The organism is Sulfolobales archaeon (genome assembly GCA_038897115.1).
Taxonomy (GTDB): Archaea; Thermoproteota; Thermoprotei_A; order Sulfolobales; family AG1; genus AG1.
Window position 1 is genome coordinate 1 of the sequence record JAWAXC010000034.1, and the last position, 21945, is coordinate 21945.

Annotated in this window: 21 protein-coding genes; 12 read left to right on the forward strand and 9 right to left on the reverse strand. The window is 45.8% G+C overall.

Annotation, left to right across the window (positions count from 1 at the left end):
- From QXE01_05845 to QXE01_05860, 4 genes are all read left to right on the forward strand, one after another.
- The coding region (locus QXE01_05845; GenBank protein ID MEM4970757.1) for a macro domain-containing protein at window positions 1-246 on the forward strand (246 nt) is incomplete at its 5' end.
- A gap of 30 nt (window positions 247-276) precedes the next feature.
- Window positions 277-1296 carry a radical SAM protein gene (locus tag QXE01_05850; protein MEM4970758.1) on the forward strand — a complete coding sequence of 340 codons (1020 nt, stop codon included), beginning with the start codon at window positions 277-279 and terminating at the stop codon, window positions 1294-1296.
- Window positions 1297-1305: 9 nt separating this feature from the next.
- Window positions 1306-2280, forward strand: a complete 975-nt coding sequence (locus QXE01_05855) for a beta-ribofuranosylaminobenzene 5'-phosphate synthase (protein ID MEM4970759.1) — start codon at window positions 1306-1308, stop codon at window positions 2278-2280.
- A gap of 49 nt (window positions 2281-2329) precedes the next feature.
- A complete protein-coding gene (locus QXE01_05860) occupies window positions 2330-3034 on the forward strand; it encodes a DUF996 domain-containing protein (GenBank protein ID MEM4970760.1) in 705 nt (234 codons plus the stop codon).
- A gap of 45 nt (window positions 3035-3079) precedes the next feature.
- Here the strand turns inward: QXE01_05860 and QXE01_05865 are convergent, their stop codons facing one another.
- Genes QXE01_05865 through QXE01_05890 form a run of 6 tightly spaced genes read right to left on the reverse strand, consistent with a single transcriptional unit; the run spans window position 3080 to window position 9117 of the window.
- Window positions 3080-4483, reverse strand: coding sequence for a 4-hydroxyphenylacetate 3-hydroxylase N-terminal domain-containing protein (locus QXE01_05865; protein MEM4970761.1), 1404 nt, complete (start codon window positions 4481-4483; stop codon window positions 3080-3082).
- Between the two features lie 40 nt (window positions 4484-4523).
- Window positions 4524-5216, reverse strand: a complete 693-nt coding sequence (locus QXE01_05870; protein ID MEM4970762.1) for an ATP-binding cassette domain-containing protein — start codon at window positions 5214-5216, stop codon at window positions 4524-4526.
- A gap of 2 nt (window positions 5217-5218) precedes the next feature.
- On the reverse strand, window positions 5219-5923 hold the full coding sequence (locus tag QXE01_05875; protein MEM4970763.1) for an ABC transporter ATP-binding protein: 705 nt from the start codon (window positions 5921-5923) through the stop codon (window positions 5219-5221).
- The gene (locus tag QXE01_05880; GenBank protein MEM4970764.1) at window positions 5887-6852 is read right to left on the reverse strand and encodes a branched-chain amino acid ABC transporter permease; all 966 of its coding nucleotides are present in this window, start codon (window positions 6850-6852) and stop codon (window positions 5887-5889) included. Before QXE01_05880 ends, QXE01_05875 begins: the two co-directional genes overlap by 37 nt.
- Window positions 6852-7715 carry a branched-chain amino acid ABC transporter permease gene (locus QXE01_05885; GenBank protein ID MEM4970765.1) on the reverse strand — a complete coding sequence of 288 codons (864 nt, stop codon included), beginning with the start codon at window positions 7713-7715 and terminating at the stop codon, window positions 6852-6854. The genes QXE01_05880 and QXE01_05885 overlap by 1 nt, the downstream gene beginning before the upstream one ends.
- Window positions 7716-7728: 13 nt before the next feature.
- A complete protein-coding gene (locus QXE01_05890; GenBank protein ID MEM4970766.1) occupies window positions 7729-9117 on the reverse strand; it encodes an ABC transporter substrate-binding protein in 1389 nt (462 codons plus the stop codon).
- A gap of 151 nt (window positions 9118-9268) precedes the next feature.
- On the opposite strand from QXE01_05890, the gene QXE01_05895 reads away from it, so the two are divergent.
- From QXE01_05895 to QXE01_05910, 4 genes are all read left to right on the forward strand, one after another.
- The gene (locus QXE01_05895) at window positions 9269-10897 is read left to right on the forward strand and encodes a long-chain fatty acid--CoA ligase (protein ID MEM4970767.1); all 1629 of its coding nucleotides are present in this window, start codon (window positions 9269-9271) and stop codon (window positions 10895-10897) included.
- Between the two features lie 4 nt (window positions 10898-10901).
- The gene (locus QXE01_05900; GenBank protein ID MEM4970768.1) at window positions 10902-11645 is read left to right on the forward strand and encodes a glucose 1-dehydrogenase; all 744 of its coding nucleotides are present in this window, start codon (window positions 10902-10904) and stop codon (window positions 11643-11645) included.
- A gap of 281 nt (window positions 11646-11926) precedes the next feature.
- Entirely contained in the window at window positions 11927-12142 is a 216-nt protein-coding gene (locus QXE01_05905) for a hypothetical protein (protein ID MEM4970769.1), read from the forward strand.
- A 164-nt stretch (window positions 12143-12306) separates the two neighbouring features.
- Window positions 12307-13107, forward strand: a complete 801-nt coding sequence (locus QXE01_05910) for a hypothetical protein (protein MEM4970770.1) — start codon at window positions 12307-12309, stop codon at window positions 13105-13107.
- A 67-nt stretch (window positions 13108-13174) separates the two neighbouring features.
- Here QXE01_05910 and QXE01_05915 read toward each other — a convergent pair whose 3' ends face one another.
- Complete coding sequence (locus QXE01_05915; GenBank protein MEM4970771.1) at window positions 13175-15307, reverse strand: xanthine dehydrogenase family protein molybdopterin-binding subunit; 2133 nt, start codon at window positions 15305-15307, stop codon at window positions 13175-13177.
- Between the two features lie 517 nt (window positions 15308-15824).
- Between QXE01_05915 and QXE01_05920 the strand changes: the two genes are divergently transcribed.
- The 4 genes from QXE01_05920 (at window position 15825) to QXE01_05935 (ending at window position 19923) form a co-directional block, all read left to right on the forward strand.
- Window positions 15825-16910: a zinc-binding dehydrogenase gene (locus QXE01_05920; protein ID MEM4970772.1), complete on the forward strand. Its 1086-nt coding sequence runs from the start codon at window positions 15825-15827 to the stop codon at window positions 16908-16910.
- Window positions 16911-17000: 90 nt separating this feature from the next.
- Window positions 17001-18452: an aldehyde dehydrogenase family protein gene (locus tag QXE01_05925; GenBank protein MEM4970773.1), complete on the forward strand. Its 1452-nt coding sequence runs from the start codon at window positions 17001-17003 to the stop codon at window positions 18450-18452.
- Window positions 18453-18461: 9 nt separating this feature from the next.
- Window positions 18462-19496: an NAD(P)-dependent alcohol dehydrogenase gene (locus tag QXE01_05930; protein MEM4970774.1), complete on the forward strand. Its 1035-nt coding sequence runs from the start codon at window positions 18462-18464 to the stop codon at window positions 19494-19496.
- 106 nt (window positions 19497-19602) lie between these two features.
- Window positions 19603-19923, forward strand: a complete 321-nt coding sequence (locus QXE01_05935) for a hypothetical protein (protein MEM4970775.1) — start codon at window positions 19603-19605, stop codon at window positions 19921-19923.
- A gap of 43 nt (window positions 19924-19966) precedes the next feature.
- Here the strand turns inward: QXE01_05935 and QXE01_05940 are convergent, their stop codons facing one another.
- Both QXE01_05940 and QXE01_05945 read right to left on the reverse strand, forming a co-directional pair.
- On the reverse strand, window positions 19967-20845 hold the full coding sequence (locus QXE01_05940; protein ID MEM4970776.1) for a fumarylacetoacetate hydrolase family protein: 879 nt from the start codon (window positions 20843-20845) through the stop codon (window positions 19967-19969).
- Between the two features lie 90 nt (window positions 20846-20935).
- Window positions 20936-21700 (reverse strand): ABC transporter permease, encoded by a 765-nt coding sequence (locus tag QXE01_05945; protein MEM4970777.1) that lies wholly within the window; start codon window positions 21698-21700, stop codon window positions 20936-20938.
- Window positions 21701-21945: the final 245 nt, after the last annotated feature.

Sequence of the window (21945 nt, forward strand, 5' to 3'; positions counted from 1 at the left end):
GCATCAGCTGTAAGGGCTTCTCTTGAGAAGGCTGAGGAGCTGGGGCTGAGATCCATAGCCCTCCCAGCTATATCAACAGGTGTCTATGGATATCCATATAGAAGGGCTGCAGAGATTATGGCGAGTGTTCTTAAGAACCACAGCTATAGATCCCTATCCAAGGTGATTGTATGCCTCTACGGGGAAGAGGCCTACAGGGTCTTCGAGGAGGTATTCGACTCTATTCTAGGCTATAAAAGCTCCTAAACATAGATGATCTAGGAGTATATATGGATAATGATAAGAACTAATAACATTGGCAGGCTTATAAGGATATCCAGCCCAGTACCCCTAGTAGGGCATATAGCATTCGGTATAATCGATAGGGGCACGAATCTACTGCAGGTTAGACCCTATAGCGCTTGTCATCTCTCATGCATATTCTGCTCAGTAGATGCCGGGCCAAATACGAGGACAAGGGTTTCTGAGTATATAGTTGATGTCGATTATCTATTAGAATGGGTTGGATATGTAGCATCTCATAAGATATCACGCAAGATCCATATATTGATAGATGGGGTTGGAGAGCCCCTTCTACACCCCAACATAGTAGATCTCGTTGCTGGTCTTAGGAGCATGGATAGGGTTGGGGAGATAGCTGCCGAGACACACGGAGCGATCCTCAGCGAGAACCTTATAAGAAGGCTCGGCGATGCAGGGCTCACAAGGCTTAATATCTCGATAGATAGTCTAGACCCTGACAAGGCCTCCACACTAGCTGGGGCGAATTGGTATAGCGTTGAAAGGGTAGCCGAGATGGCTCTCTATACAAACTCCCTCGGGATAGATGTTATGATAACCCCCGTATGGCTCCCAGGTGTTAATGATAGGGATATCGAGGAGATCGTGTTATGGGCTAAGAAGAATATTAGGAATAGATACTCACCCCTCCTAGGGATCCAGAAGTATGTTGCCCATAAAAGGGGTAGAAAACCCCCAGGGGTTAGAGAGCCTGGCTGGGATGAGTTCTACACATTCCTAGAGGATCTTGAGAGGAGGACCGGGGTTAGGCTAAGGATCTCTCTGGAGGACTTCGGTATAAGGCCTGATAAGAGCCTTCCAAAGCCTATGGAGGTTGGGGATAAAGTCATAGCTAAGATCCACTCGATCGGATGGCTTAGAGGCGAGTATCTAGGCTATTCAAAGGGAAGGGCTATAACTATAATACATAGCGGTGACCTAGAGGAGGGAGATGAGATCCTAGTAAGAATTATACATGACAAGGATAACATCTACCTAGCAAAGCCAACAACATAGGTGCCTAGAATGGCTAGGTGTACAACTAGAAGCGTTTCAAGAATACACATAACCCTCATAGACCTCCTCGGAGACCTAGGCAGGGTAGATGGTGGAGCCGGGATAACCCTTGAAAAGCCATACCACATAGTCTCTGCAGAAGCCATCGAAGGCCTCCCACGGATAGAGGTTAGCGGTGATAGAGAGGGTATTGCTGAGAGATGCGCCAGGGAGGTTCTAAAAACACTCTGCAGATCCTGTGGAGCCAGGGTTAAGGTGAAGGAGAGCTATGACCTCCATATAGGGCTTGGAGGTGTTACACAGCTATGCCTAGCCACAGCAAGATCTATATCCCTCTCCCTAGGACACGATATAGATCCTATAGAGTTAGCTAGGATAACAGGTAGAGGGGGTACATCTGGGATAGGGGTTCACGCATTCAGATCAGGTGGCTTCATAGTGGATGGCGGGCATAGATATCCATCTGAGAAGAGCTATATAGCCCCCTCAGACTATGTAAAAGCCCCTCCCCCACCGCTAATCTCGAGACTCGAGATCCCAGGTGACTGGGGTTTTATACTCGTTATACCTAAAACCCCTAGGAGGATCTATGGGGATCTTGAGAGAAAGATCTTTATGGAGGCCTCCTCCACATCGCGTGAGGAGATCTGGAGGGTCTCCCACATAGTTCTAATGGGTGTTATACCCTCAATCGCTGTTGGAGATATAGAGCTACTCAGAAGATCTATATCTATGATCCAGGATCTTGGGTTCAAGAGGATCGAGTGGAAATATCAAAGCAAGGAGGTCTGGGATGTGAGGAGAAAGCTAGAGGAACTAGGGATCGGATTCGGCCTAAGCAGCATGGGATCAACAATATATATCCCCTGCAAGGGAGAGGAATGCATAGATATAGAGGAGAATGTTAAAAGGGTTGCGAGTGGTGATATAACAACCATAGCCTCCAAGGGAAGGAATAGAGGTGCGGAGAGCTTCTGCGAGTAGAGGTAACCACCGTCTCTTAAGATATATAAGCCTTTATGGGAAGGATCACATGGTGTATCTACCTATGTCAACACCACAGCCAAGCCAGAGTATTCAAGGCCAGCCCATACAACCTTCAAAGCTTCCTCAGGCTAAGGTATATGGTGGGGTTGGCTCGATCCTTGTTTTGCTAGCTATAGTTCCATATGTTGGCTTTATACTAGCACTCATAGGCCTTGTGTTTATATTAATAGCGCTTAAATATATATCGGATGAGGTTGGAGAGCCTAAGATCTTTAGATATGCTCTATACTCATTTATAGCAGGCGTTGTAGGGGCTGTGATACTAGCATTTATAGTGCTATCTGCGATTATAGGATTCTTCGCAATAAGGCCGTCGAGTCCGATCACGATTATAGGCCCTACCACGCCTCCGCTGCCTCCGCAACATGGAATGCAGCAGGGCTGGATCTTCCAGAATGGCTTTATAGGCTTTATTATAGCTATACTAGGGGCCCTCATAGCTATCTGGGTATCCCAAATAATATCGGCGATCTTTCTGAAGACAAGCTATGACGCTATTGCCAAGCATCTGGGTGTCGGGCTGTTCTCAACAGTAGCTATTCTATACGTAGTGGGGGCTGTTCTAACGATAATTCTAATCGGGCTTTTAATAACCTTTGTGGCTCTGATAATCCAGATTGTGGCGTTCTTCTCCATACCAGAGACCAGGCCCCAGAAGCCACAGAGCCAGATCCCCGGTGCTTCTCAATAGCGTTCCATTTGTCCAGCTGGAGATACCGTATATTTTAGGGATTTTTCATGTTTCATCGATAACCTTTTTCACAAGCTCCTCGGCCTCAGAAATGTTATACTCTCTCAGCAGGCTTATCCTGCTCGCCTCTATAGATCCCTCTGCATGTATCATGAGGGCTAGGGAGTATCCTGTGAAGCTACTGCTTCCAGCCAGCTCCTTAGCTATCCTCAGAATCTTTATCCTCTCTCTACCATCTACCGCTCCAGCTAGGTATTTAGCTATCTTTTCGCCCAGCTCACCCCTTAGATCCTCTTCAGAGGGCATTGTAGCTATTATCCCACCCGCTATATCTACTAGACCCTCTAGAACCTTTACGAAGTTCGCGTTAGAATATAGCTTAGCTATATTTGTATATAGCGGGTTTGGAACCGCTATCCCCTCCTCTATAGATGCTGTGACCGCTGAGGCTATGGCTCCCATCCTCATAATCTCCTTCCACATAATCATATCTATAATCCTGTTTCTAACATGGTGGGCATCCCCAATACCATTTGCCTTCGCCATGAGGCTTGCCGCGCCTATATATAGATTCGCCATTGCAGATCTATATGACACCGCTGTGAATCTATGGTATGTTGCGAAGAGATTTGCCAGGTATCCAGCGAACTCGTATTCCCTGAACATGAAGACCCTCTCCCACGGGACGAAGACGTTATCGAATATCGTTAGTGTTTCGAGCTCATAGTCCTTAGTGCTTAGAACAGCACTCCTATTACCCTCAACCTCGTCTATAGGCCTTACAACCATGCTGAGACCCTTAGCATTTGCTGGAACGGCGAAGGCTACTGCATAGTCTGCATCCCTCTGAGTCATAGCCCTTGTAGGGATCACGATGATCTCATCCACAACTGCAGCCTGCGTGGTGTGGGCCTTAGCGCCCCTAACTACTATGCCATCATCTCTTACATCAACTACCCTAAGATAGAGATCTGGATCCCTCTGCTCATGAGGCCTCTTAGACCTATCCCCCTTAACATCTGTTTGAGCAACAGCCACTGTTAGATCTTTTCTCGCTACATATCTATAGTAATCCATAACCCTAGCATAGTATTTACTCCCCATCTTAGCATCGACCTTTCTAGATACTATCATGAGGGCGAAAAGCGCGTCAGAACCTATTGCCTGGCCTATGTTGAATATCCCATTACAGGCATATGTATGCCTATAGATCATCCTATGCCTATCAACAAGATCCTCCGATCCTCTTGGTATCTTATAATATTTACTGATAACCCCTAGCTCCTTATCCTCATAGGTTCTATCGGGCATCTCATATAGCTTGGCAAGATGTCTAACAGCTATACCGAGGATAGGATGATCTGCTATAGAGGATACTATAGAACCTCTATAGAAGACCCTCCTCCCATCGTTAAGAGATCCTATATATTCAGAAGGCCTCCTAACCATAGAGATCACCAAGATACTTCTCTATACCAGCTAAAATAATTTATATGAATAGATGTTTCCTAATTATCTCTGCCTCTTCAAGGGCTTTATCCCTAGTATTCATATATACTATTTTACCTCCACTCATAACGCCTATCTTGGTAGCGATCTCCGCTATAGCGTTAAGCTTCGTGCCCGACTCAACCATTACAATGGTTTTACCCATCTTCCTGAGATTATTCAGCATGGAATATATCTTCTTAACCATTATAGGCATCACACCCTCTGTTGGCTCGTCTAATAAAAGAAGATCTGTGTTTGTTAGAAGGCATCTCAGGATGGATACTATCTTTCTCTCACCCCCACTCAAAAGATCCGCTCTTCTATTTAGAAGCCCCCTTATCTCAGGATAGATCTCTTCGAGGAGAGATAGATCTATATCCTTTTTACCAGCAGCCAGCCTTAGATTCTCAAGAACATTCATCCCCTGGAATAACCCTGCATCATCTGGCACATAGAGGATGCCTAGCCTGGATATCTCGTATGTCCTTAGCCTAGATATATCTATACCCTTAAACAGGATCCTACCCTTTCTAATAACCTCAATACCCATTATAGCCTTTAAAAGGGTTGTCTTGCCAACACCATTCCTCCCAAGTATAGCTATTAGATCTCCCCTATCTACTGAGAGGCTGATGCTATGAAGCACATGCGCCTTTCCGTAATAAGCGTCTAGCTTCTCTATAGATAGCATCTCTAGACACCCAGATATATCTCTCTAACGTATTTGTTCTCAGCTATCTCACTCGGAGATCCGTCTGCTATAACCTCACCCCTATTCATAACTATAACCCTCTTAGAGATGCTGAACACAACATCCATATCGTGTTCCACAAGCACCACTGGGATCTGCTTCGAGAGATCTGTTATGAGCGAGGCCACCTCCCTCTTCTCATCAACATTAAGACCAGCCATGGGCTCGTCGAGAAGCAAGAGCCTCGGCTTGGTAGCGAGAGCCACAGCGATCTCTACAAGCCTTTGAACGCCGTGGGGAAGCCTATATACCTCCACATCTCTATAGCCCTCAAGGCCAAGCCTCTTTATTATACCATTAACATCTACATCTCCATCCCTTCTGGAGAGTGATGATACAAGTACATTTTGATAGACAGTTAAGCTGCTGAAGAGATTTATAACCTGGAATGTTCTTGCAATACCCAGCCTAACAATCTTATGGGGGCTAGCCCCAGTTATATCCCTACCCATGAAGAACACCTTGCCTGAATCTGGTTTCAGCCTACCTGTTATAACATTTATAAGGGTTGTCTTGCCAGCACCGTTAGGCCCTATTATCGCTGTTACACCATCCCCCCTTATCGATAGGCTCACCTTGTTTAGAGCTGTGAAGCTACCGAATCTCTTAACTAGATTCTCAACCCTGAGTATCTCCTCGCCCTCCAAAGCCTATCCACCACCTCTAAAATACCTCCCCTGGATCCCAGGATCAGTGCTGCGAGGATCGAGCCTAGGATAAGCTGCCATATATCAGCCCATCTAGCTACATATGTTGTGAGGAATATAACAACTAGAGATCCTATGATAGGACCTGTAAAGAATTGAGCACCCCCGATCAGGGTTGCTAGGAGGGGCTCAGCACCTGTAGTCCAATAAGCCAGATCTGGGGTTATCGCGCCCATCAAGATAGCGTAGAGAGCTCCCGCAGCTCCTGCTACTGTACCAGATATTATAAATGCAACCATCCTCAGCCTAAAGATAGAGTGGCCTGTGAATGGAACGAAATCCTCGTTAGCACCTAGGCTTCTGATTAGAAGACCTAGCTTAGATCTATGTAATATATATAGAGATACCAAGGCTACTAAGAAGAAAATATAGATGTAATAATATCTCGCAATAGGATCTGATATATTGATCAGCACCCCTAGCCTTGGAATACCCGAGATACCATCGCTACCCCCTGTAAATGATCTCCATTTGAGGAGTAGAGCATATAGTAGCATGCCAAAAGCAAGGGTTAGCATTGAGAAGTATATCCTGCTATGCCTCAGGGTTAGAAAGCCTATTATAAGAGATAGGGCTAGAGAAACACCTATAGCTACTGCCGTTCCCACAAGAGGATCTCTATACACGTCTCTAGTAAATATTGCTAGAGCATAGGCACCAGCAGCATAGAAGAGGGCATGGCCAAAGCTTAGGAGGCCGGCGTATCCAAATAAAATGTTATATGATAGTGAGAACATAGATAGGATCATGAATAGCGATGCCATATACATATAGAATGGATCTCTAAAAATAGGTATAGACGCTACTACAACACATAGAATGGCTAGAGCATATATATGTGGGTCTAGCCTAGAGAGTCTCGATATCATCACCTCTCACCAAAGATCCCCTGCGGCCTTACGAGGAGGGATATAGCCATTATAAGGTATATTAATAGGAGATCTACTTCTGGGAAGTATAGTGTGAATATACTCTCAGAGATACCTATTATAAGCGAAGCTATATATGCACCATGTAGATGGCCTAGGCCAGCTATAACCGTTACTATGAAAGCAGATACTATGAGAAAATCGCTTAGCCCAGGCACAACTGGGGAGAACATTACTAGGAGACCGCCGCCTAACCCTGCTACTAGGCTGCCGAGGAAGAAGACCGATGTGTAGATCATACCTGTGTTTATGCCAAGAGACTCAGCTATATGGGGCCTTCTCCAAGTAGCCCTTACCCTGAGGCCCCACATAGTCTTATTTATAAGCATAACTATTAATAGATATACCGCTAGCCCAACAGCTATAACCAAGATCATGTAGAGGGGGAAAACCCTACCGAGAATAGTGATCCCTATAGCCAGAGACTCTGGAAGCGGGACTGAGATTGGAAGCTTACCCCATATATTCTTACTCACATCATTTATAATCAGGCTTGCCGCGAATGTCATTAGAAGCTGGTATGTGACATCAACCTTGTAGAGGGGTCTGAGGAGGAGCCTCTCAATGGCGATCCCAACCAAACCTACTGTGAGGGATGCAAGGGCTATCGAGAGCCAGAGGTTTCCAGTGAGCTTATAGAATGTATATGTTAGATATCCACCTAGAACTAGGAGGACGGCTTGTGAGAAGTTTACAACTCTGAGAACCCCGAATATGAGTGTGAGTCCTGAGGCTATTAACCAGTAGATCGATGCTCTATAGAGGCCTGTGAAGAGTTGATAAAAAATAGGCGTTAGATCCACTGGGAATCCCCGCTTAACCCACCAGAGGTATCTTATAATCAGGAGGGGATCTATAGTAGAGGAATGCTGGAACAGCCCTTATATCTGTTAGCACCGGCACGTCCCCACCAACGTTGATTGTTTCTCCTGAGATCCTGCCATAGGGTACCTCATATATTGCCTGGTGATCCTGAGGCCTTATCCACCTAACACCAGCTGGTGAGACTAGCACCATGCCCTCCATCGTCTTGATCAGCGTGTCTAGGTCTAGGCTACCTGTTCTCTCCAAAGCAGCCTTGATCATATAGATAGCTGTATATGTAGTCTCAGCTGAATATGCTGGAAGCCTACCCCATCTCTTTACAAATGCGTCTACAAATCTCTTGTTAATATCTGTTGGCGGGTAGAACCAGACATATCTACCGCTAACCCATGTCCCATACTGAGCCATTGGATATGACTTGCCCAAGCCATATGCTACATCCATAGAATATCCCATTGGGTTGAACACAGCCTTGATCCTTCTATATAGGCCTAGCTCCACAGCCTGCTTATGAAGGGTTATAGCCTCGACAGCCCAGTTAACCGTGAAGAGACCCTCAGCATCTGTTGCCATCACAGCGCTAATCCATTTTGTGAAATCCGTGGTACCTGGTGAGGGGTTCCACTGCTCGGTTACAAACTCAACATCGGGTCTCAAGGCCTTGAGGGTTGTTTTGAAGAACTCCCATGAAACCCTGCCATACTCGTAATCAGGGTTTATCCCAGCCCACTTCTTGACCGGGAGATCCTTTGCGATCCACGCGGCGAGTATGCCATCCTGATACACCGGGACAGATACTCTGAATATATGTTTGATCCCTTGCTTATATACAAGCTCCTCTGTAAGCCTGTGTGTAGCTGCGTGAACAACTATCAATATCCTATTTAGCTCGGGCATTATAGGCCCCACCCTCATTGCATTACCACTCGAATCTATACCTACTAGAAAGTCAACCCTCTCTTGCTCAACAAGCTCTCTAGCCTGTTTAACAGCATCAGCAGCCTCATCCCTGATCACTATCTCCACCTTACTACCGAGGATGCCCCCGGCAGCGTTTATCTCCTCAACAGCCAGCCTCGCACCCTGCTCTATATACTCACCATATGTTGCCCATGTACCGCTCCTAATCCCCATAACCCCTATCCTTATAGTATCCTTGGGCAGCCTAGAGACAGGGGCCACTGTCTTTGTCACAGTCTGTGTTACTGGTGAGGTCACAGTTATAGTTGATACTCCGCCTGGCTGTGTCTGTGTTATTGTTCTAACTATCTCTGTGATCCTCGGAGGAGCCAAGGAATAGCCTCCTGCAACACCTACTGCAAGGCCTACTACACCTGCACCGATCAGCTTTAAAAAGGATCTCCTGGCCTCGCTAACCATGCTCCACCGAGGATGTTATTTTAAAAGCAAATAAATATTTAACTTATGTATTATAATAGATTGCTTATTATATCTCAATAGTCTCTGGATCACCTTGTCTTTATAAGTTTAATGCTAAATATTTACGTGGGGAGGATATATAGGAATGTTTATGCTTAATATAAGGCATATACTTGAGAGGGCTAGGCTCTACTTCGGCAAGAAGGAGATCGTTTCTAGAACCGAGGAGGGGATATATAGATATACATATGGCGATATGTATAAAAGGGTATGTAGGCTTGCCAATGCATTGGAGGAGCTCGGGGTTAAAAGGGGTGATAGGGTTGCCAGCATAGCCTGGAATACCCATAGGCATTTAGAGCTCCACCTAGCTGTTCCAGCAATTGGCGGGGTTCTCCACACGGTTAATATAAGATATACCCCTGAGGAGATGGTATATACTATTAACAAGGCTAGGGATAAGATCCTCTTTGTAGATAGAGATCAGATACCCACTGTTGAGAAGATCTATAGGGATCTAAGATCTGTTGAGTCTGTAGTTATAATGGGTTCGAAGGATTCTGAGAAGCTATCTATAGATGGGGCTGAGATATACTATTACGAGGATCTTATAGAGAGGTCGAGCGATAGATATGAGTTCCCAGATCTCGATGAGAGTCTCCCAGCAGCTATGTGCTTCACATCGGGAACCACCGGTATGCCCAAGGGGGTTGTATATACACATAGGGGGATCTTTCTAAGGGCTCTCGCCTCATGCCTAGTGGATACCTATGCTATATCTGAGAGAGATGTTGTGATGCATGTAGTACCTATGTTCCATATAAGTAGCTGGTTCATGCCATATGCAGCAACCCTTGTAGGCTCTAAACAGGTGTTTCCAGGGCCTAGGCCTAGGCCTGAGATCCTATATAGTCTTATAAAGAGCGAGGGTGTCACTGTGAGCGATGGTGCTCCAGTGGTTTGGATAGACTTTCTAAACTATTTCACGAGATTCGGTAGGCGTGAGGATATATCGACTCTAAAGAGGCTCATCATAGGAGGCTCGGCCCCTCCAAGGGCCCTTATAAAGGCTTATAAGGAGCTTGGCATCGATGTTCTACATGCGTGGGGGATGACAGAGACCTATGACTCTGCTGTAGCCTTTACAAGGCCTAAGAGCTACTTAGAAGGCCTTTCCGAAGACGCTATACTTGATCTAAAAGCTAAGCAGGGCCTCCCATTCCCAGGTATCGAGGTTATGATCGTTGATGAGAAGGGAGACCCGCTTCCATGGGATGGAAGGTCTGTGGGTGAGCTCCTTATAAGGGGTGCATGGGTTGTTGAGGAGTACTACGATGATCCAGAGGCTACTAGGAAGTCGTTCTATAGAGGATGGCTCAGAACGGGTGATCTCGCTACAATCGATGAGGAGGGATATATAGAGATTGTGGATAGGGTTAAGGATGTTATAAAGAGCGGGGGTGAGTGGATCTCCTCTGTTAGGGTTGAGAACGAGGCTATGGCCCACCCAGCTGTGCTTGAGGCAACTGCTATAGCTGTTCCCCATCCTAGGTGGGGTGAGAGACCCCTGTTAATTGTGAAGCTCAAGCCGGAATATGTTGGGAGAACATCTAAAGAGGATATCCTTAGCTTTCTACGTGAGAGGCTTCCAAAGTGGTGGGTTCCGGATGATGTTGTATTTCTAGAGGAGATACCTAAGACTGGGACGGGTAAGTTTGATAAGAAGCTTCTTAGGGAGAGGTTTAAGAACTACTATGGAGGGGAGTGGCGTGGATCTTAGGGGTATGGTTGCTATAGTAACTGGCTCTGGCAGGGGTATTGGGAGGGCTATAGCTGTTAGGCTTGCTAGGGAAGGGGTTAGAGTGGTTGTAAATGCTAAGAAGGGTTATGAGGAGGTTATGGAGACAGCTAATACGATAAGATCCCTTGGTGGCGAGGCCCTACCGGTTCTAGCTGATGTATCTACTAGGGAGGGGTGTAGAGAGCTTGTGGATAGAGCTGTGAAGAGCTTTGGAAGGCTCGATATACTGGTTAACAACGCTGGCCTAGGGCTCTACGCGCCATTTCTAGATCAGAGTGATAGCATGATTGAGAAGACACTCTCAACAAGCCTTAAATCAGTGATCTACTGCTCCCAAGAGGCTGCTAAGGCTATGAAGGAGGGATCCATTATAAACATAGCGTCCATAGCTGGTATAGAGCCCCTCTACGGCCTCTCGATATATAGCGCTGCGAAAGCAGGTGTGATAGGCATTACAAGGGCATTAGCTGTAGAGCTAGCGCCTAGGATAAGGGTGAACGCAATAGCACCTGGGGTTGTTAAAACAAAGATGGGTGAGAGCCTCTTAAAGGTTCTACAGCTGGGGGAGGATGAATATCTAGAGAGATACACCCTTCTAAAGAGATTCGTAGAGCCCGAGGAGATAGCCGAGGCAGTGGTTTTCCTACTGAGAACACCATCTATAACTGGGCAAACCATATTAATAGACTCTGGGATGAGCCTGGTAGCATCTAGACTCTCGAGATAATATAGTCATATATGGTGGAGAACCGCTTTCCATATCATTCGTATCAATCTGCTAAACCTTTCCCTATTGAAGACCTTACCCGTTAAGATGGGGAGGAGGTCAGGTAGGCTTAACAATAGGATATTAGCCTAGCTAAGGCGAGAGAATGGCTATCCTGAGAATAAGTGTTAGGCCTATATCTACGCTTAGAACCCTATTCAGGAGGTTCTAGGCGTTGAGATATATTATCCCCTGAAATATACTCTCTTTGGATAAAAGAGGCTGCCGAGGGATCAAAGGCTATGGAGATGCAGAGCCAGCTGAATGGGAATGGGGTGACATGCCCTAAGTGCGGTAGGAAGGCGGAGTTCATGGCAGAGATCTATAGCACAGATGGTATGAGGAGGATAACATATCTATATAGATGTGTTCTCTGTAGATGGAGGAAGGAGATAGAGACTATATATGTGATGAAGAGAGAAGGTAAGATATCTGTTATGAGACAAAGAAAAACATAAAATGTTTTTATCACTATAATCTATGTCTCAATACCAGATCGATTCTCAACGATATATACCATAGCTATCAACTCTAACTATATTTATTAGAAGTCTTGATCTCCATGTATTGCTATTGAATGGTGTGATAAGCTTTCTAACGCTATTGCTTATAGGTGATTGTTATGGGAGCAGTTGTTGAGATCTACTCACACCTCACATGCCCAACATCCTATAGGCTTTTCAAGAGGCTTGTTGAAAGGGGGGTTATTGATAGGGTTATTATGAAGGATGTTGGCCTGGATCTCTTTGCAGGTGTTGTGAGAGGCATTGTCTCTGTACCCTCTATATTCTATAATGGTGTCCTCATATATTCCGGCTACTTCGATGTTGATGAGGCTTCGAGGGTTATTGAGAGTGGAGATCTACCTGTTCTAGAGGATTTCGACTATGCAGAGGCCTCTGTCCTTGCTATGGAGGGTATTCTAGATTCATATGCAACAGCGCTATGGCTATATCTAACGGATTCCATCGACTCCCCATTATCTTTGAAGCCCTTCATAGAGGCTATTTCAAGGCATGTATTCTATAGAAATAGATCATCGGAGAGTTATGAGAGATTGACTAGAGAGATTAGAAGTCTATATGATAGCGAGAAGAGCATATATATAGAGAGGCTTAGAGAGATAGTTGCCAAAAATATCGTGAGGGAGATTATATGGCTGGGGAGGGATCCGAGGAGCTATAGAGGAAAAATAGATAGAGATTATCTAGAACATCTACTCCTAGCCAGAGCAGCTTTAGGCAGAGTAGGGCTCTTTATGGGATACAACATAGAAATCCATAGGAGGAGAATAGAAGAGCTATACACACATCTACAGAAGATGTGGGATACGCTGGCAGAGAAGGTGGAAAATGAGGTGAAAAAGATACTGGGAGATAAGCACTATATAGAATCCTATTTCAAGCTCCAAAACAGATCATAATCCAATAAAGATCATATCAAGGCCTGGCAAATGACCCGTCATTAATTCTATAGCAGATTATCTGTGGTTAGCCATTAACCGAGTATCTAGTAATATATGCTCTTAGCTCTTCACTATTTATTGGTATATGTTTTATCCTAGCCCCAATAGCCTTTTCTATTGCTGAGATTACTGCTGGTGGTGCTCCTATGGCTCCTGCTTCTCCAACTCCTCTCGCTCCATGGGGTGCTTCTGAGGGGTTTTCAACCAATATTGATTCCACCTCGAATGCCTCTAACGAGCTTGGGACGCCGCACTCTGCTATTGAGGAGCACTGTGGGTATCCCTGGTCATCGTATTTTATTGCTTCCCAGAGTACCTGGCTTGCTCCTTGGAGTGCTCCTCCTGTTAGCTGTCCCTCTATCACCATTGGGTTTATAGCTCTGCCAACATCGTCTACAGCTATATATCTAGCTATCCTTGCTATGCCTGTCTCCTCATCGATCTCTACGACAGCTATGTGGGATCCGAATGAGAAGATATCAGCACCTCTATAGAATGCCTCTACCTCGTATCCCTCTAGCTTATCGAGAGCTGATAATATATCTTCAAAGCCTCTGGCCCTGGCCTCGCTCTTAAGCCTTCTACATACCTCTACAACAGCTGCTCCCCCTGCTATGGCTGTTCTGCTGCCGAATGTACCCACACCCTCTTTCAGATATTCGGTGTCTCCGAAGAGTATTGAGATCTTCTCGATAGGTATTCCCAGCTCCTCCGCAGCGATCTGGGCTAGGGTTGTTGCATGGCTCTGGCCATGGGAGTGTGTGCCAACATATATCTCGACAACGCCTCTAGATATTCTAAGCCTTGCCCACTCACCAAGAGCAGATCTATCGTGGGCTAGGAAGCATGATATGCCTATCCCCACCCTCTTACCAGGTTTGTTTCCAAGGGATCTTCTTAGCTGTCTATATATCTCATATGCCCTCATATATGTTCCAAGATAATCTGCATCATCCGTCCTCAACCCCGTTGGTGTCTCGTATCTCCCCCAACCGCTTCTAAGATTTATAGCCCTTATCTCAGCCCTATCGATTCCAAGCTCATCTGCTAGAGCGTCTAAAACCCTCTCATGGATCAAAGCAGCCTCTGGTCTCCCAGCACCTCTGTAGGGGCCTATCGGTGTTTTATTCGTATATACAGCCTTTAGATCTAGATCAACAGCCCTTATCCTATAAGGCCCCACAGACCACCGGATAATATTAACTGGTATGTTTAGATTAACATGATAGCTATATGCACCTATATCAGCAACAACCCACCCCCTAATCCCTAGGAGCTCGCCCCTCCTAGTCCCATAGCCCTCAACCTCGAAGGCAACTCCCCTGCCGTGATATGGAGCTACTAGATGCTCCCTCCTAGTCTCAACATATTTAACAGGGATCTTCAGCTTCATAGAGGCATATATAGCTAATATACACTCAACATGCAGAGGCGTCTTATTACCAAAGGCACCCCCAACATCAGGCGATATAACCCTTATATACTCTGGGGATATGCCGAAGACCTCTTGAATATCGCTCCTAACCCTGTGGGGGCTCTGGCTATTTATATAAAGAGTTAGGGTAGAGCCATTGTAATAGGCTATACACGCCTTAGGCTCTATAGGATTTGCAACAACCCTCTCCATCCTGAGCCCGGCTTTAACAACAACCTCGGCATCCCTAAAAACCCTGGTATCTCCCCCAACGAATCTCCTATCAATAGCCAGGTTCCTAGGTATATCCCCGTGGATCTGGGGTGAGCCCTCCTCAAAAGCCCTCATAGGATCTACAACAGGCTCTAGAACCTCATAATCGATAGAGACAGCCTCAGCAAGATCCTCAGCCTCATACGGATCTCTAGCAACAACGGCAGCAACAGGCTGCCCAACAAAGTTAACAACATCTCTGGGAAGCACAGGCATCCTAGCGATCCTAGCATATCGAGAAACCTCAGGATCAACCCTAGCAGGGGCATAACCATCGATATCGCCAGGCCTTATAAAGAGAAGAGCCCTAGAGCTATCAAAGCCAACATATCTGATCAAAGCCCTAGCATATGGAGACCTAATAACCTTTAGATAAGCCATATTATCCAGCTTAATATCATCCACATACCTACCCCTACCAGTGATAAACCTATAATGCTCAAGAGGCCTTAAAGGCTTACCAACATACAATACTAGAACCCTGAAGCTCTATACATATAAAGAGCTATATAAATCCCCATCAACTCTATCACAACCATTTAACCACAGAGCCTTTAACGCCTTCTATCCATATAACAGCCCAGCCCCTGTTCTAATCTATCTAGAGCAATACTCGGGCATAGATATCTGATCTGACGCTGGCCGTGCCATATCAGCCAAGCCTCAACCAAGATGCTTCAGATTTCATAATCATCACTAATAATATTGTAGATAAGAGCATTCCATATCAATCTGAAGCATATACCATAGAGACACAACAGATCTTCATTTGGAAAGCCCGTCCCCACGGAAGAAATGGATTTGAGCATAACACCTCACCATAGTAAATCCCCACATATATAGATCTATCCATTAGGATTTACAACAACCAGTTGTTTCCACCAAAGAAACTCTGAAGAAGTTTGGAAGAAACATTCGATATAATGATATAATATCGTTTAACTAAATATTATAAATATCCTCAGCATCTAAGATAGTGGTGAAACATATGAGCATAGCTCCATATAGAGCTGCTGTTATCTATAAGCATAGAGAACCCATGAAGATAGAGAGAATCGAGCCCCCAGAGGCCAAAGGGGAGCAGGTCCTCATAAGGATGGCAGGATGCGGCCTATGCCACACAGATCTCCACATATGGTTAGGCGAACTACAGGGGCTTCCTGAAAAGCTACCAGCTGTCCTTGGGCACGAGCCCTCGGGATATGTTGCAGCAAAGGGAGAGCTGGTGCCAGACTATATAAAGATCGGTATGCCTGTATTAGTTCAAGGCGGGTACTATGTAGAAGAAGACATATATACCCTTAAAGGGGCTAACCAGCTAGCTAGAAAAAGAGCCCAGAGCTGGACAGGAGCCTATGGTCTCTATGGCGGGTGCTACTCAGAGTACTTCATAGTCCCCAGCTACAGGTACTTGGTAAGCGCCGAAGGCCTCGAGGATCTCCCAGCAGCAGCTGTTTTAACAGATGCTGGGTTAACACCCTATAGGGCTGTTAAGAGAACCCTTAGTATTGCAAGGGAATATGCAGAGGCAGACGACTTCATAGTGGTTCCTGGCGTTGGAGGCCTCGGATCCTTCGGTGTTCAATATATAAATATCCTGGCGCCCCACCTAAACGTGATAGCAGTAGATGTGAGAGACGAGGCCCTCGAATTAGGCAACAAAGTCGCCAAGATATATGCCTCGATAAATGCTAAGAAAGAGAACCCAGTAGATGCCATAAAAAAGATCGTGGGTAGCAGGAAAGTCATAGCGATAGTGGATTTTGTGGGAACAGAGACGACAATATCTACATATATAGGCCTCCTATCCCCTGGAGGGGTATACACAGTAGTGGGTCTCGGTGGTGTGAAGGGGAGCTTCCCAATACAGGATCTAGTTGTTAATGAGATAACAATACAGGGAAGCCTATGGGGATCTATAGCAGATCTTAGAGAGGTGGTTGCACTAGCTAAAAAGAAGATGATAAACTATAGGGATCCTGTGACAAGGAGATGGAGGCTTGAGGAGATAAATGAGGCGCTTGAATATATGCATAAGAACCTACATATAGGGAGAATGCTTATCACACCCTAAACCATTATCTTTTTTATAATCCTTGGTGCCGAGTGTGAATAGTAATTTATATTTATTATGGTTTATTATTTATTGATATTGGTGTGTTGCTTGGAGGTTATTGGCCCTATAATAGATGGTATAACAATCAATAGGGATCAGAGATACATCACCCTAAACCCTGCAGATACCAGGGAGAGGGTTTCCATGGTATCAGTGGCCACCATAGACGATGTTAGACACGCGTTTGACTCGGCCTATGAGGCCTTTGATAGGTGGAGTAAGCTGCCACCCCATGAGAGGGCTAGGATTCTCTATAGAGCTGCGGATCTGTTTGAGGCTTCTCTAGATGAGATGGCTAGAATCATAACTAGGGAGATGGGTAAGACTCTGGCTGAGAGTAGGGCTGAGGCTGAGAGGGTTCCATGGATTTTGAGGTTCTATGCTGGGTTGATCCTGAGGCAGTCAGGTAGAACTATTCCTTCCCAGGTTAGCAATGGATTGATACTGGCTCAGAGAGAGCCTCTGGGGGTTGTGAGTGTTATAACACCGTGGAACTTCCCAATAGCGATCCCGGCTTGGAAGATTGTGCCTGCGATTGCTGCTGGGAACACCGTGGTTTTCAAGCCAGCCTCTCTAACACCTACGATCGCGTATAAGTTCGTTGAGATCCTCTATAAGGCGGGGCTTCCAAAGGGTGTTGTGAACATGGTTATAGGATCTGGAAGCACTGTTGGGAGGGAGATGCTTGTAAATAAGCATGTTAAGGCGATATCCTTTACAGGATCCCATGAGGTTGGGCTGGAGGTTCACAAGGTTGTTGGGGGTCTAGATAGGTTTGTAAGGCTACAGCTAGAGCTTGGGGGCAAAAACGCTGTAGTGGTTGCCGAGGATGCTAGGATAGATGAGGCTGTGGAGATCATAGTGAGGGGTGCCTACAGCCTTGCAGGCCAGGCATGCACAGCAACAAGCAGGGTTATAGCGCATGAGAGCATATATCAGAAGCTGGTGGAGGCCCTTAGAGAGAGGGTTAGCAGGATAAGGGTTGGGAATGGTCTCGATCCAAATACCGATATGGGGCCCCTATCAAGCATGGATCAGAAGAGGAAGGTGTTATCATACATAGAGATAGGGAGGAAAGAGGGGGCAACACTTGTACATGGTGGGAGAGCTCTTGAAGATGGTATATATCAATATGGCTACTATGTGGAGCCAACCATTTTCAAGGACTGTGCAAAGGATCAGAGGATATTCCAGGATGAGATCTTCGGCCCTGTTCTCTGTATAACGCCATATAGAGATCTTGATGAGGCTGTTGATCTTGTGAATAGCGTTAAATACGGCCTCGTAGCAGGGATCATATCGAGGGATATTGGGAAGATAATGAGGCTCTCGAGAGAGCTAAAGGTAGGGTTGATCAGGGTTAATAGACAGACAGTTGGTGTGGAGTTCCAAGCACCCTTCGGAGGGGTTAAGGCATCTGGAAACGATGTCTATAAGGAGCAGGGTGAAGAGGCTCTAGACTTCTACACAAGGATCAAAACTATATATCTACATTGGTAGGTGTCCAGCTTGAGGGCAGCGGTTCTTAAAAAGCCCATGGATAGGCTCTACATCGAGGATGTCGAGACCCCGAGGCCAAGGGGGTCTGAGGTTCTTGTAAGGGTGAGGGCTTCTGGGGTATGCCATACAGATCTACATATATGGGAGGGGCACTACGGACCTATAAGGGTTGAGGAGAGAGGGATAAGATTCCCCCTTATAATGGGGCACGAGATAGCTGGGGAAGTAGCGGAGGTTGGAGATCAGGTTGAGGGGTTTTCGAAGGGGGATAGGGTTGTTGTATATCCATGGATAGGTGATGGCACCTGCAAGGCATGTCTCACAGGTAATGAGAATCTATGTGTTAGAGGTACAAAGCCCCTCGGGATACTCAGGCCTGGGGGATATGCCGAGTATGTTCTAGTACCAAGTGCTAGATATCTTATAAGGACAAACGCTGATCTAGTTAAATCAGCCCCAATGGCTTGTGCAGGGATAACAGCTTATAACGCTATTAAGAAGGCTGAGCCATCCCCAGGCGATGTTATAATGATCATAGGTGTTGGTGGGCTAGGACATATAGGGCTTCAAATAGCTAGAAAGCTATACGGGGCACAGGTCATAGCTGTGGATGTGAGGGAAGAGGCTCTAAAGCTCGCTGAGGCCCTAGGGGCTGATTATGCTATAAATCCTGCTAGGGTTGATGTGCAGGAGGAGGTTAAGAAGATCACAGGAGGTGTTGGTGTAGATGCTGCAATAGACTTTGTAGGAACTTCAGATACATTCTCAAAGGCATTCGCATCCCTGAAGAGGGGTGGGAGGCTAGTTGTGGTTGGGCTTGGAGGTGAATATGCTAATATAGTCCTCCCACTCCTACCCCTTAGAAATATCGAGATCCGAGGATCATATGTTGGATCGCTGAGAGATCTGGTGGAAATGGTGAAGCTAGTGGAGAGAGGCGTGATCAGCGTTGAGACAGAGATCCACAAGCTAGAAGAGATCAACGATGTATTAGAGAGGCTGAGGAAAGGCCTGGTAAGGGGGAGAGCGGTAATAACACCGTAAAACATCAGCTCCACTAGAGAACCGAAGACATACCTCCCTAGACCAGGCTATGATTTACCATCTAAACTATTAAATATTTAATGCATATTATACCTAGGGTGTCTAGTTGTCCAACGAGCTTTTGCTAAAGCTTGAAGAGAATCTAAAGAATATGAGGGAGTGGGAAAGAAAACCCATTGTAGAGGTAGGCTCTATAGTGATCGAGCTTGTGAAGCTCCCGGCCAGGCAGAGAAAAAGATCTGTGGAGCCTGAGAAGCTAGCTCTTCACATAAGGTTGAGAGACAGCTTTAGAGGGATCTTCATCGAGAGATTTGAGGAGCTCGACGACCTCATGAGAGCTCTAGCAACAAAGACCGTCCAGGATATCGCCAGGGCTCTTGAAGAACTTGCAAAAAGCAGGAAACCTGTAATAGAACATGGGATCTGAAGAAATAGCAGGAACGAGAGGATCCAATGTTCCCAGCTATATTCTAGGAACCTCTACCCCTTATCACCGGGTTTAGCAGTGTGCCTATACCCTCTATCGAAATTTCCACCTCATCACCCTCCTCCAGCGATATATCTTTACCAGGTACTATAGCCGTCCCAGTCATGAGCAGTGTTCCAGGCGGTATGGTGTTGTCTCTGAGGAGATATCTCAGGATATGATCTATCTTCTTCCTCATCATAGATGTTGAGGCCTTTCCCTCGAAGATCGTTTTGCCCCTTCTAAGGATCCTCATCTCTATTTTAAGAGAATATGGATCCTTGATCTCGTCCGGCGTCACTATATATGGTCCGAAGGAGCAGCACCCATCATATGTCTTTGCCTGGGGTAGGTATAGGGGGTTCTCAGCCTCTATATCCCTCGCAGTAACATCATTCGCAATAGTATATCCCAAGATCTTCCCACCACTCCCTAGAATCACAGCAAGCTCAGGCTCTGGAAGAGTCCATCTAGAATCGCTCCTAACCACTATTGGATCCTGGTGGGCAACACACCTCCTACCCCCAGCGTCTTTTAAGAAGAGCTCAGGTCTATCGGATTCATATACAAGCTCATACACACTCCTACCCCTTATAGAGGCGATCTCACCCCCTGTATAGCTGGCTCTAGCAGCCTGATACGTAATCCCGGCACCCCAAACCTCGGGAGGATCTATGGGCTTTGCAACCTTATACTCAGGATCCCTACTTCTCAAAACACCCCCGAGATCTAATTCAGCCTTCTCCCCCAATCTTCCAAGTCTTCCCTCTAAATACCTCTCGAGAACCTTAAGAGGATCCATTTCAACGAGCCTATAGACCTCGCCATTCAATATAACATATAACTCATATACTCCCTTCCTAGTAATTCTCAGTATCTTCATAACACCACCAAAGACAAGTCTATATTAAAAGAATATATAGCTATCCAAGGCCGACAGAGATCTTTAATCCTCGGCCTATTAATAACATAGCTATAGATATGTTAGCTTTTCCCTGAGCTTTGGATTAAAGTACTCATATAACCTGTCCCCAACAATGTTAAATGATAATATTGTTAGGAATAGGAAGAGCCCTGGGAATAGCCCCATCCACCATGCCTTCTCAACATATGTCTGAGCTATACTTAGCATCCTTCCCCAGCTAATTATCGTTGGATCTCCTAGGCCGAGGAAGCTCAGGCCTGCCTCGATTATTATGGCTGAGCCCATCTGCAATATCCCTAGAGCTAGGATCACTCCTATTACTTGGGGCAATATGTGCCTGGTTATTATCCATATGCTGCTTGCTCCTAGGGCTCTAGCTGCTTCTACAAAATCTGTGCTTCTAAGGCTATGGACAGCGGCTCTTGTGATCCTCGCTATTGGTGGCCATATAGTTATTCCTATGACTATGATCATGTTTATTATGCTTCCACCGAATATCGCTATAACAACTAACACTAGGAAGAATGTTGGTATCGATAGCTTAGCATCTATAACCATGCTTATAGCTAGATCTGTTTTACCTCCATAATATCCTGCTAATAGCCCTAACACCGCACCTAGGATCATGGAGAAGGATGCGGCTGCGGCTGCAACAAATATAGAGGTTCTAGCACCATGGATCACCTGGCTCAGAACATCTCTACCAAGATCATCAGTTCCAAATGGATGCATTATCGATGGCGGCTGAAATGTGCTATATGCATCTATCTTATAGGGATCATATGGCGATATAGCTGATGGCGCGGCTGCCATGATGATAACCGCTATTGAGAAGATCAGGGAGAACAGTCCTATGAGATCCTTCTAAACATATGATAGAGGCCCCCAATGCTTTTAATAGGGATTAGCAGCCTAGAAGTCCATAGGGTCAACTTAATACCTCACCCTTGGATCAAGCATAGCGTTAACAATATCAACTATTAAATTAGCTATGATCACTGATATAGATACGAAGATAAATATGCCGAGAACAACAGGGTAGTCCCTAGCAATAGCAG

Bases quoted from the DNA above. Each gene is read 5' to 3' on its own strand.
- QXE01_05940 (MEM4970776.1), bottom strand. From the start codon at position 20,845: ATGAAGATACTGAGAATTACTAGGAAGGGAGTATATGAGTTATATGTT.
- QXE01_05895 (MEM4970767.1), top strand. From the start codon at position 9,269: ATGCTTAATATAAGGCATATACTTGAGAGGGCTAGGCTCTACTTCGGC.
- QXE01_05870 (MEM4970762.1), bottom strand. From the start codon at position 5,216: ATGCTATCTATAGAGAAGCTAGACGCTTATTACGGAAAGGCGCATGTG.
- QXE01_05910 (MEM4970770.1), top strand. From the start codon at position 12,307: ATGGGAGCAGTTGTTGAGATCTACTCACACCTCACATGCCCAACATCC.
- QXE01_05920 (MEM4970772.1), top strand. From the start codon at position 15,825: ATGAGCATAGCTCCATATAGAGCTGCTGTTATCTATAAGCATAGAGAA.
- QXE01_05855 (MEM4970759.1), top strand. From the start codon at position 1,306: ATGGCTAGGTGTACAACTAGAAGCGTTTCAAGAATACACATAACCCTC.
- QXE01_05900 (MEM4970768.1), top strand. From the start codon at position 10,902: ATGGTTGCTATAGTAACTGGCTCTGGCAGGGGTATTGGGAGGGCTATA.
- QXE01_05905 (MEM4970769.1), top strand. From the start codon at position 11,927: ATGGAGATGCAGAGCCAGCTGAATGGGAATGGGGTGACATGCCCTAAG.
- QXE01_05945 (MEM4970777.1), bottom strand. From the start codon at position 21,700: ATGGCAGCCGCGCCATCAGCTATATCGCCATATGATCCCTATAAGATA.
- QXE01_05850 (MEM4970758.1), top strand. From the start codon at position 277: ATGATAAGAACTAATAACATTGGCAGGCTTATAAGGATATCCAGCCCA.
- QXE01_05890 (MEM4970766.1), bottom strand. From the start codon at position 9,117: ATGGTTAGCGAGGCCAGGAGATCCTTTTTAAAGCTGATCGGTGCAGGT.
- QXE01_05865 (MEM4970761.1), bottom strand. From the start codon at position 4,483: ATGGTTAGGAGGCCTTCTGAATATATAGGATCTCTTAACGATGGGAGG.
- QXE01_05860 (MEM4970760.1), top strand. From the start codon at position 2,330: ATGGTGTATCTACCTATGTCAACACCACAGCCAAGCCAGAGTATTCAA.
- QXE01_05880 (MEM4970764.1), bottom strand. From the start codon at position 6,852: ATGATATCGAGACTCTCTAGGCTAGACCCACATATATATGCTCTAGCC.